This is a genomic window from Pseudenhygromyxa sp. WMMC2535 (assembly GCF_011083025.2).
On record NZ_JABJWV010000001.1, the window covers coordinates 8,239,440 to 8,259,142 of the forward strand.

General features: G+C 71.2%; 16 protein-coding genes. 9 read left to right on the forward strand and 7 right to left on the reverse strand.

Annotation, left to right across the window (positions count from 1 at the left end):
* Positions 1-109: 109 nt before the first annotated feature.
* The 8 genes from G6O69_RS31830 to G6O69_RS31865 all read left to right on the forward strand — a co-directional run bounded on the left by G6O69_RS31830 (position 110) and on the right by G6O69_RS31865 (position 10,164).
* Positions 110-385, forward strand: coding sequence for an amphi-Trp domain-containing protein (locus G6O69_RS31830; RefSeq protein WP_172307232.1), 276 nt, complete (start codon positions 110-112; stop codon positions 383-385).
* Positions 382-2,085: a PhoU domain-containing protein gene (locus G6O69_RS31835; protein ID WP_172307233.1), complete on the forward strand. Its 1,704-nt coding sequence runs from the start codon at positions 382-384 to the stop codon at positions 2,083-2,085. The genes G6O69_RS31830 and G6O69_RS31835 overlap by 4 nt, the downstream gene beginning before the upstream one ends.
* A 62-nt stretch (positions 2,086-2,147) precedes the next feature.
* A complete protein-coding gene (locus tag G6O69_RS31840) occupies positions 2,148-3,074 on the forward strand; it encodes a GAK system ATP-grasp enzyme (RefSeq protein WP_172307234.1) in 927 nt (308 codons plus the stop codon).
* The gene (locus G6O69_RS31845; protein WP_172307235.1) at positions 3,071-4,261 is read left to right on the forward strand and encodes an HprK-related kinase B; all 1,191 of its coding nucleotides are present in this window, start codon (positions 3,071-3,073) and stop codon (positions 4,259-4,261) included. The genes G6O69_RS31840 and G6O69_RS31845 overlap by 4 nt, the downstream gene beginning before the upstream one ends.
* A 45-nt stretch (positions 4,262-4,306) precedes the next feature.
* Positions 4,307-5,548 carry a GAK system CofD-like protein gene (locus G6O69_RS31850; RefSeq protein ID WP_217909953.1) on the forward strand — a complete coding sequence of 414 codons (1,242 nt, stop codon included), beginning with the start codon at positions 4,307-4,309 and terminating at the stop codon, positions 5,546-5,548.
* Positions 5,549-5,780: 232 nt separating this feature from the next.
* Positions 5,781-6,731, forward strand: coding sequence for an ATP-binding protein (locus G6O69_RS31855; protein ID WP_176397213.1), 951 nt, complete (start codon positions 5,781-5,783; stop codon positions 6,729-6,731).
* A 92-nt stretch (positions 6,732-6,823) separates the two neighbouring features.
* Positions 6,824-7,921, forward strand: coding sequence for a leucine-rich repeat domain-containing protein (locus tag G6O69_RS31860; RefSeq protein ID WP_172307237.1), 1,098 nt, complete (start codon positions 6,824-6,826; stop codon positions 7,919-7,921).
* 68 nt (positions 7,922-7,989) lie between these two features.
* Positions 7,990-10,164 carry a hypothetical protein gene (locus G6O69_RS31865; RefSeq protein WP_172307238.1) on the forward strand — a complete coding sequence of 725 codons (2,175 nt, stop codon included), beginning with the start codon at positions 7,990-7,992 and terminating at the stop codon, positions 10,162-10,164.
* 170 nt (positions 10,165-10,334) lie between these two features.
* On the opposite strand, the gene G6O69_RS31870 is transcribed toward G6O69_RS31865, so the two are convergent.
* Positions 10,335-10,952: a TetR/AcrR family transcriptional regulator gene (locus G6O69_RS31870; RefSeq protein ID WP_172307239.1), complete on the reverse strand. Its 618-nt coding sequence runs from the start codon at positions 10,950-10,952 to the stop codon at positions 10,335-10,337.
* 17 nt (positions 10,953-10,969) lie between these two features.
* Between G6O69_RS31870 and G6O69_RS31875 the strand changes: the two genes are divergently transcribed.
* Positions 10,970-11,767: a thioesterase family protein gene (locus tag G6O69_RS31875; RefSeq protein WP_172307240.1), complete on the forward strand. Its 798-nt coding sequence runs from the start codon at positions 10,970-10,972 to the stop codon at positions 11,765-11,767.
* 14 nt (positions 11,768-11,781) lie between these two features.
* Here the strand turns inward: G6O69_RS31875 and ruvA are convergent, their stop codons facing one another.
* The 6 genes from ruvA to G6O69_RS31905 form a co-directional block, all read right to left on the reverse strand.
* The gene (ruvA, locus tag G6O69_RS31880; protein WP_172307241.1) at positions 11,782-12,435 is read right to left on the reverse strand and encodes a Holliday junction branch migration protein RuvA; all 654 of its coding nucleotides are present in this window, start codon (positions 12,433-12,435) and stop codon (positions 11,782-11,784) included.
* Positions 12,435-13,022, reverse strand: coding sequence for a crossover junction endodeoxyribonuclease RuvC (ruvC, locus tag G6O69_RS31885; protein WP_172307242.1), 588 nt, complete (start codon positions 13,020-13,022; stop codon positions 12,435-12,437). Before ruvC ends, ruvA begins: the two co-directional genes overlap by 1 nt.
* Complete coding sequence (locus G6O69_RS31890) at positions 13,019-13,768, reverse strand: YebC/PmpR family DNA-binding transcriptional regulator (protein WP_172307243.1); 750 nt, start codon at positions 13,766-13,768, stop codon at positions 13,019-13,021. The genes ruvC and G6O69_RS31890 overlap by 4 nt, the downstream gene beginning before the upstream one ends.
* Before the next feature lie 26 nt (positions 13,769-13,794).
* A complete protein-coding gene (locus G6O69_RS31895; RefSeq protein WP_172307244.1) occupies positions 13,795-16,044 on the reverse strand; it encodes an ATP-dependent RecD-like DNA helicase in 2,250 nt (749 codons plus the stop codon).
* A gap of 39 nt (positions 16,045-16,083) precedes the next feature.
* Positions 16,084-17,964: an Ig-like domain-containing protein gene (locus tag G6O69_RS31900; protein ID WP_172307245.1), complete on the reverse strand. Its 1,881-nt coding sequence runs from the start codon at positions 17,962-17,964 to the stop codon at positions 16,084-16,086.
* Positions 17,965-18,093: 129 nt separating this feature from the next.
* The gene (locus G6O69_RS31905) at positions 18,094-19,599 is read right to left on the reverse strand and encodes a DUF4397 domain-containing protein (RefSeq protein WP_172307246.1); all 1,506 of its coding nucleotides are present in this window, start codon (positions 19,597-19,599) and stop codon (positions 18,094-18,096) included.
* Between the last annotated feature and the right edge of the window lie 104 nt (positions 19,600-19,703).

Below are 19,703 nucleotides of genomic sequence, written 5' to 3' on the forward strand. Positions count from 1 at the left end.
TCAACGCCGCGAGCGCCAGGGGGGAGTGCGCTGCGCGCTGATCTTGTGTCCAGACCCCGCCCGGCTGGTCCGACGGGGTCATACCTGCTAGACGCGGTGCGGGAGCAGCATGGCAGCGGACGACGACTTTCGCCACGAATCGGTCCAGGATCAGCAATCGATCGTCAAATACCTGCGGGCGATCACCGCTGGTATCGAGCGCGGTCACATCCAGCTGGGCGCGGCCGACCAGCTCTTCGATCTCGAGCCCAGCGGCCTGCTCGAGCTTCAGGTCCGGGCCAAGCGCAAGGGCGGGCGGGTCAAGCTGGCCATCAAGCTCGGCTGGCGCGAGCTCGAAGAAGCCGAGCCCGGCGCCGACGCGCTGACCATCAAGGTCGACGAATGAGCACGAGCAGCGAAGCCATCGCCGTCGCGGGCGTGCGCGAGAACTTCAAGTTCCTCGTGCTCGAGGTCGTCAAGCTGCTCGAGGAGACCCAGCGAGTGCTCACCGATCCCCGCGCCGAGGGCATCGGCAAGATCGCCGCCCGCGACGACTACGTCGACAACCTCAAGAGCATGATCGAGAACAAGTGTTTTCGCCTGCTCACCAGCGAGGAGCTCGACGAGGGCACCGTCGACCTGATCCGAGCGATCAACGTCTCGACAAACAACCTCGAGCGCATCGCCGACTTCGCCGTCAACATCATCGGCCAGCTCCAGTACGTCTCGGACTTCGAGGTCCTCCACCGCTTCGAGCCGGAGCCCTTCTTCAAGGAGCTGTTCACGGCCCTCGCCGGTGTAGAGGACGCGCTGTTTCGCCGCGACATGTCCCTGGCCCTGGCGATCTGCCGCTCGGAGCTCGAGATCGACGAGCTCTACGACGCGGTGTTCCGCCAGATCATGGACGACCTGCGCGCCGGCGACTCGCCCGAGAACCTGGTCACGACCCTGTTCATCTACCGCTACCTCGAGCGCAGCGGCGACTCGCTGCTCAACATCGGCGAGGCGGCGATCTTCGCGACCGTCGGCGAGAAGCTCAAGGTCAGCGAGTTCCAGGCCCTCGAGGAGTCCCTGGCCAACTCCGAGGTCGAGCTCGACCTTCAGGACGTCGACTACCAGGGCATCTGGGAGACGCGCTCGGGCAGCCGCATCGGCATGGTCCACCCCACGGACTCGGGCGGTCGCTCCGTCGTGTTCAAGGAGGGGCGGACCAAGAAGGTGCTCGAGGAGAAGCTCGCCCTCGAGCGCTGGGAGCAGCTCGAGCCCGGCCTGCCCCCGCGGATCTTTGGCTACCACGACCACGGGCCCAAGGCCTCGCTGCTGCTCGAGTACCTGCGCGGCACCACCTTCCAGCGCGTGATGCTCGAGGCCGAGGGCCGGGTGTGCGCCACGGCCTACAAGATGGTCACCGAGACCGTCGGCCGGGTGTGGGAGCGGACCTTCGAGGCCGTGGCCTGCAAGCCCAACTTCATGCGCCAGGTCGCCAGCCGGCTGCCCGACGTGTTCAAGGTCCACCCCGAGTTTCGGACCTGCGCCGCGCGCATCGGCGCGCTCGAGATCCCCGGCTTCGAGGCGCTGCTGCGCCAGGCTCGGGGCCTGGACGCCGAGCTCTACGCGCCCTTCCGCGTGCTGATCCACGGTGACTTCAACACCGACAACATCATCGTCAACCTCGGCGAGCGCCGCGTCCACCTGATCGATCTCCACCGCTCGCGGCCCTTCGACTACCTCCAGGACGTGTCGGTGCTGATCGTCTCCAACTTCCGGCTCAAGATCTTCGATCCGGGCCCGCGCCGGCGCCTCGATCAGGTCAGCCGCGAGTTCTTCCGCTACGCCAAGGGCTTCGCCGCGGCCCACGGCGACGCCAGCTTCCAGGCCCGCCTGGCCCTGGGCCTGGCCCGCTCGCTGCTGACCTCGACGCGCTTCGAGATGGACCCGGAGTTCTCCGCGGCCATGGCCCTGCGCGCGCGCTACCTGCTCGAGCGCCTGCTCGACTTCCGCGCTCAGGTCACGGGCGTCGCCCTCGACAGCCCCGGCGAGCGCGACCCCATGGCCCCCGAGCAGTGGGCCGACTTCCACCTCGACGAGGCCACGCTCGTCCCCTGAGCGCGCCCCCTTCCCTTCCATCCTTCAGCCCGCCCCCCCGCAAGTAAAAGAGGACCGCAAGCATGACCCGAGCAAGCCCGCGCATCGGCGTAATCGGCATCGCCGACGGCTGGTCGACCCAGCGCCTCCTCGACGCCGTCGAAGCCAAGACCGGCTACCGTCGGCTGATCGAGATGGACGAGGTCGTCCTCGACCTCGAGGCCGGCCGCGTGCTTCATCGCGGCGACGACCTCAGCGAGCTCGACGGCGTGATCGTCAAGAAGATCGCCCGCGACTACACCCCCGACGCCCTCGACCGCGTCGACATCCTCCAGGTCCTCGGCGACCGCGGCGTGCGGGTGTTCTCGCCGCCAGCGTCGATGTACCCGCTGATCAACCGGCTCTCGGGCACGGTCAAGCTGCGCCTCGGCGGCATCCCGATGCCCGCCACGCAGGTCACCGAGTGCGCCAGCGCGGCCGCCGAGATCGTGCGCAGCTTCGGGGCCGCCGTCGCCAAGCCGCTGTACACCTCCAAGGCCCGCGGCATGGTCATCCTGCGCGCCGAGGACCCCGAGCTCGACGCCCGCGTCGCCGCCTTCCAGGCCGACAATCAGGTCATGTACCTGCAAAAGTTCGTCGACATCCCCGGCCGCGACCTCGGCGTGGTCTTCCTCGGCGGCGAGTACCTGGCGACCTACGCCCGGGTCAGCGGCGGCTCGTGGTCGACCTCGACCAGCAAGGGCGGCAAGTACGAGCGCCACGACCCCAGCCCCGAGATCATCGAGCTCGCGCGCCGGGCCCAGGCGCTCTTCGACCTCGACTTCACCTGCGTGGACGTGGTCGAGACCGCCGAAGGCCCCAAGGTGTTCGAGGTATCGGCCTTCGGAGGCTTCCGCGGCCTGCTCCACGCATGCGAGGTCGACGCGGCCGCCCGCTACGCCGACTACGCCCTGACCTGCCTGCGCGAGGGCAAACGCAACAGCGGCAGCGAGCAGGAGGTGTCCTCGTGAGCCCCCTGAGCGCCCCCCTGTCCTCGGTCAGCGAGGCCGTCGCCAGCTTGCGCCGCGAGCACCCGAGCTGCGCCGGCGCCGGCTGGGACTTCGACGGCTTCTCGGTCTGGGTCGACAGCAACGAACCCGCGCTGATCGCCGAGCTCGAGCGCTACTTCGTCGACTTTCGCCGCCTGCCCGGCGCGGGCCCCGAGCCCGATCTCGCCGCGCTGGCCGCGGGCGCGCCGCTGACTCGGATCAGCGCGCTCCAGGCCGACCCGCCGGATCTCGGCGCCGGCGTCGAGATGACCATCGGCGAGTACAAGCCGAGCGTGCGCGGGCCCAAGGAGGCCTTCTTCGACGTCGCCGACGGCCGCGTGGTCCACAAGCTGCGCACCGGGATGTGGTTCCTGTTCGGCCGCGACGAGCACCTGGCCATCGGCCCGTGCACGGCCAACCCCAACCAGGTGATCAACTTCGTCAACAACCGGATGATCCAGCGCGCGCTCCACGACGGGGCGATCCTCGGGCACGCGGCCGCCGTCGCGATCGGCGGGCGCCCCGGTGACGCGGACCCGCCCCGGGCCATCGCCATCGCCGGGTTCTCGGGCATGGGCAAGTCGACGCTCTCGCTCAACTTGATGAACGATCGCCGCCTCGACTTCCTGAGCAACGACCGCGTGATGATCCACGCCGGCGCCAGCGATGACCCGGGCGCGCCCCCGATCGTGCAGGGCGTGCCAAAGCACCCGCGCATCAACCCGGGGACGATCCTCCACAACGCCGCCCTCGGGGCGATCCTCCAGCCCGAGGAGCGCCGGCGCTTCATGGCCCTCGAGCCCGGCGAGCTGTGGCAGCTCGAGCACAAGTACGACGCGCTGATCGGCCAGTGCTTCCCCAACCAGCGCTTCGTGCTGCGCGCGCAGCTCGTCGGCCTGGTCCTGCTCAACTGGTCGCGCGAGGGCGGCGCGACCCAGCCCCGGCGCATCGACGTCAGCGAGCGCCTCGAGCTGCTGCCCGCGCTGATGAAGGCCGCAGGGGTGTTCTATCTGCCCCGCGGCGAGGATCTCGAGGCCGGCCTCGACCTCGCTCAGCCCGATCCGCAGCGCTACGTCGAGCGCCTGCGCGGGGTCGAGGTGCTCGAGCTCGCCGGCGGCGTCGACTTCGAGCGAGGTCGCAACGCAGCCCTCGAGCTGCTCGGGCTATAGTCCCCCGACCGCCGCGCCGACAGGGCGCGGCGGTCCCCGAGCGACATGATGGAGGACACCCCCGACGCCGAGTCCACGATCCCCGCGGAGCGCCGCAGGCGGATCACCTTGACCCAGACCCGGCTGGTCCCCGATCCCATCCGCCTGGCTCGCTACCTGCGCGCGCCCGAGCTCGGGCCCACGGTGCTCTTCTTCTCCGGCGGCTCGGCCCTGCGCAAGACCAGCCGCGCGCTGACCGAGTTCACCCACAACTCGATCCACCTGATCACCCCCTTCGACTCGGGCGGGAGCTCGGCCAAGCTCCGCGACGCCTTCCCGATGATCTCCGTCGGCGATCTGCGCAACCGGCTGATGGCCCTGGCCGACACGGCGCTGCGCGGCAACCCCGAGGTCTACCGCCTCTTCGACACCCGCTTCCCCCACGACGCCAGCCAGCACGATCTTCGCCACCGCCTCGCCGACATGGCCGCGGGCCACGATCCCATGGTCTCCGCCGTGCCCCAGCCGCTGCGCAAGCTGATCCGCAACCACCTCGGCTACTTCATCGAGCACATGCCGCTGACCTTCGACCTGCGCGGGGCCAGCGTGGGCAACTTGATCCTCGCCGGCGGCTACCTCAACAACCGCCGCGACATCGACGCGGTCATCTTCTTGTTCTCCAAGCTCGTCGCCGTCCGCGGCGTCGTCCGCCCCGTCGTCGACAGCAACCTGCACCTCTCGGCGGAGCTCGAAGACGGCACCGTGGTCGTCGGCCAGCACCTGATCACCGGGCGCGAGACCCCGCTGAGCGCACCGATCCGCGAGCTACGGCTGACCGAGACCGTCGCCGCCCCGGAGCAGCTCGCCGAGGTCGAGATCGACGACCGCACCGGCCAGCTCATCGATCAGGCCGAGCTGATCTGCTTCCCCGTCGGCAGCTTCTGGACGTCGGTGATGGCCTGCCTGCTGCCCCGCGGGGTGGGAGCGGCCGTCGCCCGCGCCGGCTGCCCCAAGGTCTACGTGCCCAACTGCGGCGAGGACCCCGAGGAGTTCGGACTCGCCCCTCACGACCAGGTCCGCGTGCTCCTCGAGCAGCTGCGCCGCGACGCCGGGGAGGACACCCCGACCGACGCCCTGCTCCACTTCGTGGTCGTCGACAGCGAACGCGGTGAGTACGCTGGCGGCCTCGACATCCCCGCGATCGAGCGTCTGGGTGTCGAGGTGATCGATAGCGCCCTCGTCAGCGAAGAGACCGCGCCGCTGATCGAGCCGCGCCGCCTCGTCGAGCTGCTACTGTCGCTTGTATAGCGATTTGAGCATCTCACTGGTCAAAGGCGCAGCGCCCTGGTCGTAGGGACACTGCGTTGTTTTCGAGCCGCGATGACGTTGTTTTGAGCTCACTGTAACTATTACAGTCGATTGCCGCATTTCTCCTCGTACGTCCAACTGTAATGTTTCAGTATTATCAAACATAACGATTTACTTCTTGCGCTCCCAGTATCGTCAATCACAATGATCCAACGCACCAATGAGAAGCGCGATGGAGCACGATGGCGAAGACGCGCGTGGATGTCGACACCACGCAGCCGTGGCCGGCGTGCCCGCCATGCCCGAACACTTCGTGTCGGGGGCGCTACAGCTGCTCATCGAGATCATCGACAACGTCATCGATCTTCACCTCGCCGGCCTCGCCTCGCGGCTGCGCGTCAGCATGGCCCACGATCACTTCTGTGTGGCTGACGACGGGCCGGGGATCCGCGACGAAGCGCTCGTCGCGGCCGCCACGCGCAGGATGACGCGGCGCGCCTGCGACCGCGTCCACGTCCACCTGCGCGGCGTCGGGCTCGGGCTATCGGGGGTCAACGGCCTCGCCCAGCGCCTCGAGATCGAGGTCCGCCGCGCGCAGGAGCAGCGGCGCTGGGTGTTCGAGGGCGGGCAGTTGCGCGCTCGCGCCGAGCTGCTAGGCGGCTGCGAGGGCACCGGCACCTGCGTCCGGGTCTGGCCCGAGGCCAGCGAGCGCGGCGTCGAGCTGCCCACCCGCCGCGACGTCGAGGCCCTGCTCGAGCGCGTGCACTGGCTGTGCCCCTCGCTGCGCGTGGAATTCGACGGTCGCCGGCTCGCGGACGAAGCTGGCCTCGGCGCGTGGATTCGCCGCCAGCCCTGCTGGGACGGCTCCACGGTGCACACCCGCGGCGCGACCTGGGAGCAGCAGCGCGTCGAGCTGGCCTGGTCCTGGCTACGCCCGGCCTGCCGGCCCGCGCAGATCGGCTTCGTCAATCTCTTTCAGATCGCCACGGGCTCGCACCTCGACGGCCTCGTCGACGGCCTCGCCGCCCGCCACGGTGTCGGGCGGACCGTGGCCCGCGAGCACGGCCTCGCCCTGATCAGCCTGCTGAGCACCACCCCCCGCGTCGTGGGCTCGAGCCCCCGCCGCCTCGACGACCCGCAGCTTCGCTGCCGCATCGCCGAGATGATCTACAGCGCACACTAGTGTGCGCGCCAGCCCATATCCGCTCGATCACCTGCGCGGGTGAACTTTCGCGCTAGCCTTGCGTTGGGTCGCTGCGCGTGGCCACACCTCTCATGTCGACCCCCCACACCCTCGCGCTCGTGCTCGCGCTCGCCTCGTCTCCCCTGCTCGCCTGCGCCCCCGCGGCGATCGCCCCGACAGCGGCGGCGGCCAGCAGCCCCGAGCCCGCGCCGGCCTCCGAGCCGCCGGCCTCCGAGCCGCCGGCCTCCGAGCCGGCCGCTGCTCCGCAGGCGATCGCGGCCCGAGGCCCCCAGGCTGCGGGTGAGGCCCAGCCCGCCGCGCTGCGCAACCCGCCGGTCAATTTCGCCTTGGTCCCCGAGTTTCGCGTCGCCACGGCGCGCGAGGATCGCTACACGCGAGAGCGAATCGACGCCCCCCTCGTCGCCGCGCACGTCGACGTCGAGCGCTTCGACCTCGACGGCCCCTCGATCACCAAGCTCGGCCGCGGCGCCAGCCAGGCCGACATCGCCCTGGCCCTCGAGGAGGTCAGCGGCCTGCGCAAGCTCGACCTCGGCGGCTCCCAGCTCACCGACCTCGAGCTCCTGGCCAAGCTCGACGCCGTCGAGACCCTCGTGCTCTGGGACACCTACATCGTCGAGCTCGAGCCGATCGCCGGCTTCGACGCGCTCGAGCACCTCGACATCCGCGGCACCGGCGTCTCCGATCTCGAGCCCATCGCCGGGGCCACGCGCATGCGCATGCTCCTCGCCAGCGAGACCAACATCCGCGATCTCGAGCCCCTGCGCGCGCTCTCGCAGCTCGAGGTCCTCGATCTCGCCGACACCAGCGTCCGCGATCTCCGGCCGATCGCCAAGCTCCGCAAGCTCAACACCTTGCGCCTCGACAACACCCAGGTCCGCAGCGTCCGTCAGCTCGCCAAGCTCGGCGGCCTGGTCGAGCTCTCCCTCGATGGCACCCGCGTCAGCGACATCCGCCCGCTGCTCGGCCTCGAGCGCCTCGAGGTCCTGCGCCTGGCCGACACCCCGCTCGAAGACATCGAGCCGCTCGCCAAGATGCAGGGGCTGCAGACCCTCGATCTGCGGGGGACCGCGGCCAGCTCCGAGCAGATCAGCGCGCTCGAGCTGGCGATGCCCTACACGCTGATCCTCGACGACGCCTGGAAGCGCGAGGCCGCAGCCCAGGAGCAATGACGCCGCGCGCCGGCGACACGCTCGCCCTGCGCCAGCGCAGCCCGTGGTAAACCGGGGAGCGAATCGACGTGCCCGACTCCCAGCATCTCGTCATCATCACGAGCTTCGTCGCCATGCTCGGCTTCGCGGGCGTCGCCCTGTGGCTGGGCCTGCGCGTGCGCGCGCTCCAGCGCTCCCGCAACGCCCCCCCCGAGCCGCTCGAGCCAGCGCCCCCCGAGCGCGCGACGGGACCGCGAGCACGCAGCGTGGACAGGACCGAGGTCGTCCGCGTCGTGCCGCCGCCCAAGCCACCCGCCGCCGCGTCTCCCGAGGGCGAGGACGCCACCGAGTTCGTCGCCCCGCCGCCGGGGGCCGCCCGAGACGCCGACGCCCCCCAGCGACAGCACAGCACGGGCGCCCGCGCTGAGCACGAGGAAGACTCCACCGAGTTCGTCGACCCTGCCCTGCTCCCTGCCGCCGGCGCCGAAGGGGAAGACGCCACCGAGTTCATCGATCCCGCGCGACTCCCCGCCACCGGAGGTGAGGGGGAAGACGCCACCGAGTTCATCGATCCCGCGCGACTCCCCGCCACCGGAGGTGAGGGCGAGGACGCCACCGAATTCATCAGCCCCGCTCAGCTCCCTGCGACCAAGGGCGAGGACGCCACCGAATTCATCAAACATCCCGCCCAGAGGTCTGCGGCCGAGGGCGAGGACGCCACCGTGTTCCTCGAGCCCCCCGCCTCTCCCGAGGGCGAGGACGCCACCGTGTTCATCAGGCCTCCCGCCTCTCCCGAGGCCGAGGACGCCACCGAATTCATCAAACCTCCCGCCCAGCTCCCCGACGCGCCGAGAGACGACACCACCGCGCGCGTGCCCCAGCTCCAGGCCACCGCCACCGCGAGCCTCTTCGCGCCCCCGAGCCTCCCGCCGAGCGTGTTCGAGTCGACGCCCGCGCCGACCTCGACACCTGCCCCTCTCTCCCCCGCTCACCGCGAGCCAGCGACCGCCCTCGACGGCCCCGATCTCGACGCCACCGCGACCAGCACGGACGCCGCTCGCCCGGCCGCGGACCCCATCGACGAGCATATCCGCCTGGGCGCCGAGGCCCTGAGCGCCCTCCACCGCAGCCTCGGCGAGGGTCGTTCGTCCGCGACCTCGACCAGTACCTACAGCGCCTGGGAGGGGCACCACGGCGTGCTCGGCTGCGAAGATCCGCAGACGCTGATCGAGCGCCTCGAGCCCCTCGAAGACGCGGACCCCCGCGCCATCGTCATCGTCCTCGCCCTGCTCGACAGCGAGCGCTGGGAGCCCCACCAGCAGCTGCCCGCGCTGGTCGAGGGGCTCTCGCCAGCGCTGCGGACCCTCGCCCTGCGCACCTTGGCGTCCTGGGACGCGCCCCAAGCCAGCGCGATCTTCATGGCGGGGCTGCGCGCGAGCGAGGGCAAGCCCAGCTGGGCCGAGTGGCTCGTCCTCGCCGAGGCCTTCGAGGAGCCGCCCCCGAGCGAGCTGGTCGCCCGCGCCCTGGCCACGTCCTCCGCCGCGCTGCGCTGCGCCGGCCTGCGCCTGCTCGCCCGGCCCGAGGTCACCGCGGCCCTGCCCAGCGCCAAGGGGAGCCTGAGCACCGCGCTCTTCGACGCCGATCCCGAGGTCCGCGGGCAGGCCATCGAGACCGCCCTGGTCTGCGACAACCAAACCGCGTGGACGCTGTGCAAGCAGCTCGCCCTCAACCCCAGCTACCCGCGGATCACGGCGCTCTTTGCCGGCTTGGGCGCGCAGGCCGAGGTCGAGGGCCTCGCCGCCTCGCTCGGCGCCCCCACGCCCACCTCGCTGCGCGCCCTGAGCCACTCGGGCTACCCCTGCGCCATCGAGCGCTGCCTGAGCGCGGCCGCGGATCCCGAGCTCGCTTCGCCGGCCCTCGACGGCTTCGCGGAGCAGACCGGCTGGCCCGACCCGGGCGGAGAGCTCGACGCGCGCAGGGCCGCCGCCGAGCGCTGGTGGGGCGAGCACCGCTCGCGCTTCGACAGCGCGCGGCGCTACCTCGACGGAGCACCGCGCACGCTCTCACAGCTCCTCGACGTCCTCGCCCGGACCCCCGACGGCCCGCTGCGCGAGGCCGCCTGTCGCGAGCTACGCGTCCGCTCCCGCGGCGCCCTCGCCCCCTACCCCCATCTCTCGCCCGACGCGTGGCTGCGCGAGCTCGACGGGCTGCGCGGACATCCGGCGGCCCAGACCCTCGATCTCGAGGCCGCCTACGCGTCCTGATCCCCGCGCTAGGAGTCCGTGGTGAAACCCAGCGCGGCTCCTGGCGCCGGGATTTTTGTCGAGGGCGCGAAGCCAAAACGCCGCTGTACCGGGCGTACTGCAAGTTTTGGCGACAAAGCCTTCGGCGAAAAGACCAAGCCAGGTGTCGTGTTGGGTTTCACCACGGGCTCCTAGAGATCGGGCGGATCCACCAAGAGCCGGTTGATCACCCCCTCGATCTCCCGACCCGCGTCCCCCGAGGGGCACTCGTGGCCCGCGATGTGGAGCACCGTGATCCCATGCACGGCCGTCCACAGCCGCCAGGCCAGGCGCGAGGCCGCGCGGCGCGGTCGCGTGGGGTAGTGCTCGTCCAGCCAGATCCGCGTGGCCACGATCCACGTGCGCCGAAAACCCTCGCGGGCGACGGCGCGGGCGGCCTCGTCCCGGGTGAAGTCGGGGATCGGCACGCCGAACATCACATCGAAGAGCGCAGGGTGAGACGCGGCCAGGTTCAGGTAAGCGCGGCCCAGCTCGACCAAGATCTGCGCGGGCCTCAGGCCGTCCGCGCGCGCCCGCTCGATGCTGGCCTCGCCGCAGGCGGTCAGCCGCGCGAAGCCCTCGTCGTGGAGCGCTCGCGTCACCGCCGCCTTGTCTCCCACCCGCGAGTACACCACCTGGTAGCTGGTCCCCAGCGCCGCCGCGAGCCGGCGCATCGACAGCGCGTCGGCGCCGTCTTCGACCAAGAGGCGCTCGGCCGCGGCGACCACGTCAGCGCGCGTCAGGGGGGCGTTGCGGGGCGGCACGAACATGATAGTGTCATATGACGATGTCATATGAAATCGAAGAAGCGCTGGCAACGCGTCTCGAGGACGAGCGCACGGTCACGGCCGATGTCCACGCGGGCTGGGAGGTCTACGGCATCCCCCACGGTGGCTACCTCGCCGCCCTCGCCGGCGCCGCGGCGCTGACCGCCAGCGCTCAGCCCGATCTCTTCAGCATCACCATCCACTACCTGCGCAAGGCCGCGGTCGGCCCGATCCGCTTCGAGATCGAGCCGGTCGGGAGCAGCCGGCGCTTCCACTCCCTCCACGCTCGGGCGATCCAAGGCGATCGCACCGTGCTCTCGATCCTCGCCAAGCTCGGCGACCGCGAGGGCTTCGACGGCCCGCAGTGGTCGGCCGCGCCGGCCTGGAACCCGCGCACGGCCAAGCTCGCGCCCCCGGCCGTCTCGGGGCCACCGCCAGCTCTGCCCGCCATCGCCGAGCGCATGAAGCTGCGCATCGACCTCGACACCTTCAACTTCAGCCCCGAAGGTGACCGCTCGCGGACCACGGCGGAGCTGCGCGCGAGCGTCGAGGCCTCGCGCGTCGACCAGCTCACCGCGCTGATCGCCTGTGACGTCACCGCGCCCGCGATCTGGACCGTGCTCGGAGCCAAGGGCTGGGTCCCCACCGTCGAGCTCACCGCCCACGTGCGCGGCCGCCCCTGCCCCGGGCCGATGGGCGTCGTCGCCAGCTCCACCCAGGTCGGCGGGGGCTTCCTCGAGGAGGACGCCCTGGTCCACGACGCCGAGGGCCAGCTGATCGTCCAGTCGCGCCAGCTCGCGTGCTGGACCGGCGCCTGAGCTGCCAGCAACTCCTAGCGATCCATCAGCTTGGCCAGGGCCGCGCGCACGACCGCGTCGAGATCCGTGCTCCCGGCCGCGTCCCCCAGCTCCTCGCCGACGCTGGCCAGGGCCTTGTCGACGACCTTGCCCTTCCAGCCCAGGGAGGTCAGCACTTCGCGGGCCTCGGCCCCGAACTCCGCGTTCTCCTCGACCTGCGGCAGCTCGGTCTGCGCGGCCTCGCCCGCGATCCGCCCCTGCACGCGCAGGAGCTCGAGCATGGTCACGGCCTTGTCGGCCAAGGTCAGCACGATCTGCTCGGCGGTCTTCTTGCCGATCCCGGGGATCTTGACCAGCTTGCCGGCGTCGCGGGCCGCCACGCACTCGACGAGCTCCACGGCTGGGAAGCCACCGAGCACCGAGACCGCGTTGCGCGGGCCGACCTTGGGCACCGAGGTCAGCATGCGGAACAAGCTGCGCTCGAGCTCGTCGGCGAAGCCGAACAGCGCGATCACGTCCTCGCGCACGTGGGTGTGGACCCACAAGGTCACGCGCCCGCCCTCGGCGGGGACGCTGGCCAGGGTCTGGATGGAGACCTGAAGCTCCCAGCCCACCCCCTGACACTCGACGATGACGATGCCCGCCGCGGGGTTGCGGTGGACGACCTTTCCTTGCAGCCAACCAATCATCAGGACTTGCCGGTCTTGCCCGCGCGCCGTGAGCGTGGGCGGGTCTTGGATTCGAAGTTGGGCAGGCGGCTGGCCTGCACGTGACAGATCGCGATCGCCAGGGCGTCGGCGGCGTCGGGCTTGGGGATCTTGCTGAGCCGACACAGCAGGCGGACGCGGGCCTGGACCTCGGCCTTGGTCGCGCGCCCGCGGCCGACCACGGCGCGCTTGATCATCGCCGGGGCGTACTCGCTGACGCGCAGCCGGCTCTCGAGGGCGACGAGCTTGAGCGCCCCGCGGGCCTCGGCCAGCTTGAGCGCGCTGGCAGCGTTGACGCCGTGAAAGGCCTGCTCGATCGCCAGGGTCGTCGGCTGAAACTCGGCGATCAGCTCGCGCAGCCCGCTGGCCAGCTCGAGCAGGCGCGCGTGGAGGTCGTCGCTGGCACGGACCTGGAGCACGCCGCACTCGAGGTAGTCGTAGCGCCCGGGCGTGGGCACGTCGACGAGGGCGTAGCCGACCACCCGGGTGCCCGGGTCGACCCCCAAGATCCGCTCGCCAGCCACGGGCGAGGCGAGTCGAGAGCCCCCCGAGCTGGCGACCGCGCTCACAGCCCGTGCGCTTCCATGACCTCGTCGGGCAGGTCGGCGTTGCAGTAGACCTTTTGCACGTCGTCGAGCTCGTCGAGCTTGGCCCACAGCCCCGCGATGGCCTCCGCGTCCGCGTCGGCGAAGCTCAGCGCGTTCTCGGGCTTGACCAGCCAGCGGATCTCCGCGCTCTCGGGCTCGAGGGCCTCGAGGGCCTCGCTGAGCCCGGAGAATTCGCCGGGCTCGCAGGTCACGACCCACACGTCCTCGTCGTCCTGGACGTCGTCGGCGCCGGCCTCGAGGGCCCGCTCCATCAGCGCGTTCTCGGCGATCTTGTGCTTGGCGATCACGACCACGCCCTTGTGGTCGAACATCCACGTGGCCGCCCCGCTCGCCGCCATCTCGCCGCCGTTCTTGTTGAAGGCGTGGCGCAGCTCGGGGACCGTGCGGTTGCGGTTGTCGGTCAGGACCTCGAGGATGAAGGCCGTGCCCTGGGGCCCGCGGCCCTCGTAGAGGATCTCTTCGTAGTCGACCCCCTCGAGCTCACCGAGGCCCTTCTTGATCGCCCGCTCCTGATTCTCCTTGGGCATGTTCGCGGCCCGAGCCGCGAGCAGGGCCGCGCGCAGGCGCGGGTTGCCATCGGAGTCGCCGCCGCCGATCTTGGCCGAGACCATGATCTCGCGGGCGATCTTGGTGAACACCTTGCCGCGGGCGGCGTCGGTCGCCCCCTTCTTGCGCTTGATGGTCGACCATTTGCTGTGGCCCGACATGGCCGCTTGGATAGCACACCCCGCGGCTATTCTTCGAATTCGATCACCGCGCCGAGATCGCCCTGGGGCGCGAAGAAGGCCACGGTGCGCTCGGCCAGGCCCGTCCACCGGCGCGCGGCGTCGGCCCGGCGGATCGCCCGCTCGATGGCCCGGGGGTCCCCGACGATCACGCACAGCCGCCGCGCCCGGGTGATCGCCGTATAGAGCAGGTTGCGGCGCAGCATGACGTGGTGCTCGCCGAGCAGGGGGATGAGCACCGCCGGGAACTCGCTGCCCTGGCTCTTGTGGATCGAGATCGCGTAGGCCAGGCGCAGCGACCCCAGGTCCTTGCGCGCGTAGGTGGCGTAGACCCCGTCGAAGTCGACGGTCATGTCGCCGGCGCCTTGGTTGACCCGGCTGACCACGCCGATGTCCCCGTTGAACACCCCGCGGTCGTAGTCGTTGCGGATCTGCATGACGCGATCCCCGACGCGAAACAGCCGCGCATCGGCGCCGCGCGGCCCCGGGATCTCGAGGCCCTCGTTGTCCCCGGTGTAGCGAGCCTGGAGCGCCAGGTTGAAGGCCTCGGTCCCGGCCTTGCCCTTGTGCATCGGGCACAGCACCTGGATCTCGCCGATCGGATCGAGGCCGTAGGCCGCGGGCACGCGCTCGGCCGCCATCTCGACGATCCGCGCGTGGGTGCGCTCGGCGTCGCTGGCCCGGAGCACGAAGAACTCCCCGGTCTTGCCGCGGCTGGGCTGATCGGGGACCAGGGCCTCGCCGTGGAGCACCCGGTGGGCGTTGGTGACGATCGTCGAGCCCTCTTGCTGGCGAAAGATCGTGTCGAGGCGGACCACGGGGATCGGCCCCGTCGGCCCGAGCTGCTCGGCGGCGCGGATCAGGTCGCGCAGCACGTTGCCGGGGCCCACGGAGGGCAGCTGATCCGCGTCGCCCACGAGCAAAAGGCGATTTTTGGGGGTCAGCGCGGTGATCAGTGACTCGGCGAGCTCGAGGTCGAGCATCGAGCTCTCGTCGACGACGACCAGGCCCGAGTCGAGTGGGTTGTTGGCGCAGTAGTTGAACTCGCCGGACTCCGGGCGGACCTCGAGCAGGCGGTGGACCGTGCTCGCGGACTTGCCGGTGGTCTGCTCGAGGCGCTTGGCGGCCCGGCCCGTGGGCGCGGTGAGGATCAGCGCCTCGCCGGCCGCGGCGGCCACGGCGATGACGTTGGCGACCACGGTGCTCTTGCCCGTGCCCGGGCCGCCGGTGAGGATCACGACCCCGCAGCGAGCCACGGCCTCGACGGCGCGGCGCTGCCCCGGCGAGAGGTGATCGGGCAGGTCGCCCACCGGCCAGGCCGCGCAGGGGTTCATCGCCAGGCCGCGCAGGTGCTCGACGAGGTTGTCCTCGGCGACGTCGAAGCGGCGCAGGAAGTAGAGCTCCTCGGGGCCCTCGTCGGCCGGGCGCAGCCGCGGCACGAGCTCGCCGTCGTCGATCAGCCGGTCGACGCCAGTCTCCACCCGGGCGCTCGGCAGGCCGAGCACGGCGCGGGCCTGCTCGATCAGCTGCCTTGGCGGCAGCGCGCAGTGGCCCTCGTTTTGCGCGCGCTCGAGGGCGTGGACGATGCCCGCGTCGACGCGCTCGTCGCTGTCGAGGTCGACGCCCAGGGCCCGGGCGATCTTGTCGGCGGTCGCGAAGCCGATGCCCCGGACCTCGCGGGCGAGGCGGTAGGGGTGGTGCTCGAGCATCGCCATGGCCCCGTCGCCGTAGCGATCATGGAGGATCTTGCCCAGGCGCGGGGAGACCTCGAGCTCGAGCAGGCGGTTCTCGAGGCCGGCGATCGGGCCCTGGCGCGAGTCGTGGTGCTCGGTGATCGCCTCGAGGGTCTTTTGCCCGAGGCCGGCGACCTCGAGCAGGCGCCGCGGCTGCTTGTCGAAGATGTCCAGGGTGTCGGTGCCGAAGCGCTTGACGATGCGCTCGGCCATGACGTCCTTGATGCCCGGGTAGGTCTTGAGGCGCGCGACGATCTGGGTCTCGGTGGTCGGCTGGCGCAGCTTGAGGTGCTCGAACTGAAACTGGCGCCCGTGGCTGGGGTGGACCGTCCAGCGCCCGTGGGCGCTGACCTCCGCGCCGTCCTCGACCCCGAGGCTGCGGCCCACGAAGGTGACCAGCGTGGCCTCGCCCTGGACGTGCACGCGCAGCACCGTCCAGCGTGAGTCGAGGTCGTGGTAGACGGTGCGCTCGACCACGCCCTCGAGCAGCTCGAGCTCCTGGGGCTCGCCGCGTCGTTCGGGCATGTCGACCGAGCATCCAATTCACAGGCCGGCTTGGCAAAGTCAGGGCAGCAGCCCCGGCCCCGAGCGGCCCTGCGGGTGCGCGCGCCAGCGATCCGGGAGATCGCAGCCGCCGCCCTCTCCGACCACGCTGCGGCCGTTGTGGGCCGAGGCGCCGGTGTCGATCCAGTCGCCGTAGCTGGCCACGAGCTGGGGCCCCGCTGGCCCGGGGCGCCACAGGCTCAGCGCCTCGCCGGCGTTCTTGAGCCCGCCGCTGGCCAAGCTGGCGTCGAGGACGAGGATCGCCGCGCCCGCGGGCGGCGCGGGGTCCTCCCCCAGGCCCGGCGCCCAGCCGCTGGACACGAGCAGCGCGAGCTCCCCGGGCGCGAGGCTCAGCGCGGGCAAGGTGTCTCCGGGGATCGTCTCGCCGGCGGCGTAGAGCGTGGCCAAGCTCGCGGGATCGAGATCGCTGAGCACGAGGCCGCCGAGCTCCGCGGGCCCCGCGGCGTCCGGCGACAGGCGCAGCTCGACGAACTCGGCGTCGGGCTCCGGACCAGCGGGGTTGGCGAGGACCTCGGTGATGTCCACCGCCGGCAGCTCGGGGTCGAAGCTCGCCCCGGCCGTGAGCGCCCCCGAGAACGCCGCGGCGTTGCCCGCGAGGTCGCGGACCGAGAGCGTCCAGGGCACCGCCTCGCCCTCGCTGCGGGCCGCGGCGGCCAGGCCGATCAGCCCACCGGGGGCCGCCACGCTCCCGCGCCGGACGGCGCCCTCGACCGCCAGCTCGAGCTCGAGGGGCTCGGCGCTGTCGAGGGCTATCACCACGCAGCGCCCGCGCAGCCCCGACGAGAGCGCGGGCGCCGGCAGCTCGAGGTCCTCGCCCGCGCCGGTCTCGAACCAGGTCTCGCGCTCGGCCGCCGGCGTCAGGGCCGAGCGCCCCGCGGCGTCGACGAGGCTGCCCCCGGCCGGGCGATAGCGCGTCTGTGGCCGCAGCGGCGCCAAGGGGCGCGTGCGCAGGCAGGTCCCCGGGACCCAGCCGGGGCAGGTCGAGGCCTCGCCCAGGCGCGCCGGGGGGCCGCCGTCTTCGGCCTCGAGGATCAGCTCGGCCTCGGCCTGGGGCAGCGGCACCGGCGGGAACACGGCCAGGTCGACCCACGCGAGGTTGGTGGGCACGCCGCGCTGACCCGGCGCGGGCTGGACCAGCTGCGGCTCGGGGCCAGCGCTGCCCGCCGCCGCGGTCACGAAGTCCCGCGCCCAGGCCTGCGGCTCGCCCCCCGGCCCGCCCAGGGCCGCGCCGCTGCGATCGCGCACGGCCGCGCCCAGGACCAGGCTGTAGCGGGTGTGGGCCGCGAGCGGACGCAGCGGTCGAACCGACAGGCGCGCCCCCTCCCCTCGCCCATCGCTCCCTCCGTCCCCGAGCGCGAAGCTCAGCGCCACGCCGCCCGCGAAGGTCCCGGCGTCGAGGGCTCGGCGGTCGCTCGAAGACAGCGCCTCCACCCAGCAGCGACCGCGCGCGCACTGCCCCTCCTCGCACAGCAAGCTCAGCGAGCAGTCGCCCACCACCTCCCAGGGGACCACGGCCACCGCGCCGGCGTGGATCGAGTCGGGGTCCAGCGCCTCGTCGAGCTCGACCCACAGCTCGGGGAGCACCGAGACCTCGACGGGCGCGTCATCCAGCGCGCTGGCCACCACCTGCGGACCGTCGAGATCCACCCGCGGTGCGTCGACGCAGCCCGCCGACGCCCCGGCGATCGCCAGCGCGCCCAGCCCCAGTCGAGCCAGCCCGACCCGAGCCAGCCCGAGGCGAGCTCCCCCGACATCTCGCCTGCGCGCGCCCGAGTCGGCGAAGGCCGCCGGACCCCCCTCTGGCCGAGCAGGGCCGCGCGCGCCCAGGGCAGGTCGAGAGGGACAGGCAGTGCGTTCGAAGCTCGGCTCGCTCGGGTCCACGACCTGTCTTCGGCCCGCGGCCCGAGCCGGTGCGGCGCGCTCGAACTTTTTTTTGAAATTTTCGCGCTCAGTCAAATGACGAGGCCGGCGCGACCAAGGTCCACGCCGGCCTCTGCGCGAGCGCAGGGCTCACTCAGGCGTGATGCGCACGCACCACTGGTTGACGTCACCAGTGTCCTGGTTGAACTGGTCGTAGACATGCAGCGTCCAGGTGCCCGTGCCGGCCTCACCGTCGAAGTCGGCGAGCGCCCCCTCGGGCGCGAAGGTCCCGTTGATCGCGGGCGGATCGATGTCGGTGTCGCAGGCGTTGACGATCGAGGTCGCGGCCTCGTCGTCGAGGACCGCGATCATGTCGTCGCCGCCGCAGCTGCTGTTGTCCTGATCCAAGAACCCATCGACGATCAGCACGTTGGTCCCGCCGTCCTTGGTGAGGTCGAAGTTGAGGTCGTTGAGCCAGGTGTGGCTGACGTCGAGGTAGACGTCGATGTCGCCGACCGTCCCGATCTCGTCCGCGATCACGATGTCCTGGGTCACGCCATCCTGGTCGTTGTCGGGGATGTCGAGCACCTCCTCGGAGCAAAACTCGTAGTAGTCCGTGCACGCGTCGATCTCGACGCCGCAGGCCGCGTTGCAGGTGAGCACGCCGCTGGCCTTGCCCATGTCCGCGCAGGTCAGCTCCTTGAAGTCCTCGCCGTCGCAGAGCTCGAGGTACTGCGCCACGCCGTCTCCGCAGACGTCGCTGTCGATCCGCACGACCGAGCCATCGCTGAGCTGCGCGAGCAAGAACACGACGGCCTCGTCGGCCTGGTTGACCACGTAGAGATCGACGAGCACGTCCGCGCCGAAGTCGGGCAGGGTGTAGGTCAGGTCCGGGACCTGGTCGTCGTCGACGTCGATCCCGACCGGCAGCGCGCCAGCGGCCGCCTCGACGACCTGGGCCGCACCAAAGTCGAGGTCCGAGACCAGCGCCTGGATCGGCTCTTCGCTGAGCATGTAGAGGTCGACCTGGTCGACGTCCGGCGCCACGTGTGAGATCTGGAAGAGGGTGTTGCCCTCGGCGGGACCGTCGTAGGAGTCCTCGAGCAGCAGGCCCGAGAAATTCGCCAGGTAGTCGTAGAGGGCGAAGGAGTAGTCGCTGTCCATCTGCAGCTCGATGTCGGTGGTCAACATCGCGTCCTCGATGGCGCCCCCCGCCGGGGTCACGACGATCGTGTGGCTGCCCGCCTCGACCGTGATGTACGCGACCCCGCTCTCGAAGGGCAGCGTCGCGACCAGAGGATCGTCCGCGCCGTCGAGGTAGACGTCGACATCCCCCGCGTCGAGGCCAGCGTGGAGCACCCGCAGGCCCGCCTCGCCCTCCACCTGTCCGGTGTCCGTCTCGCCGGTGTCCGTCTCGCCGGTGTCCGTCTCGCCGGTGTCCGTCTCGCCGGTGTCCGTCTCGCCGGTGTCCGTCTCGCCGGTGTCCGTGTCCGTGCTACTCGTCTCGGTCTCCGCCGTGTCGGTCTCCGTGTCTCCGACCTCGTCGTCAGTGTCCGTCAAAGTGTCGAGGTCCTCGCCAATCGCGTCGTCCGAGCACGCGGACGCGGACGCGAGGAAGACCAACGAGAGCGGCAAAACAATCAGGCTCTTACGCATTTTTCATGCGTACCAGATTCACGCCGACTTGGGGTGAGGAAGGCGACCCGAGGGCCAATTTGTGCAAAGCCAGAGCAGTCATTCAGTGCCGAGCACCGCAATGG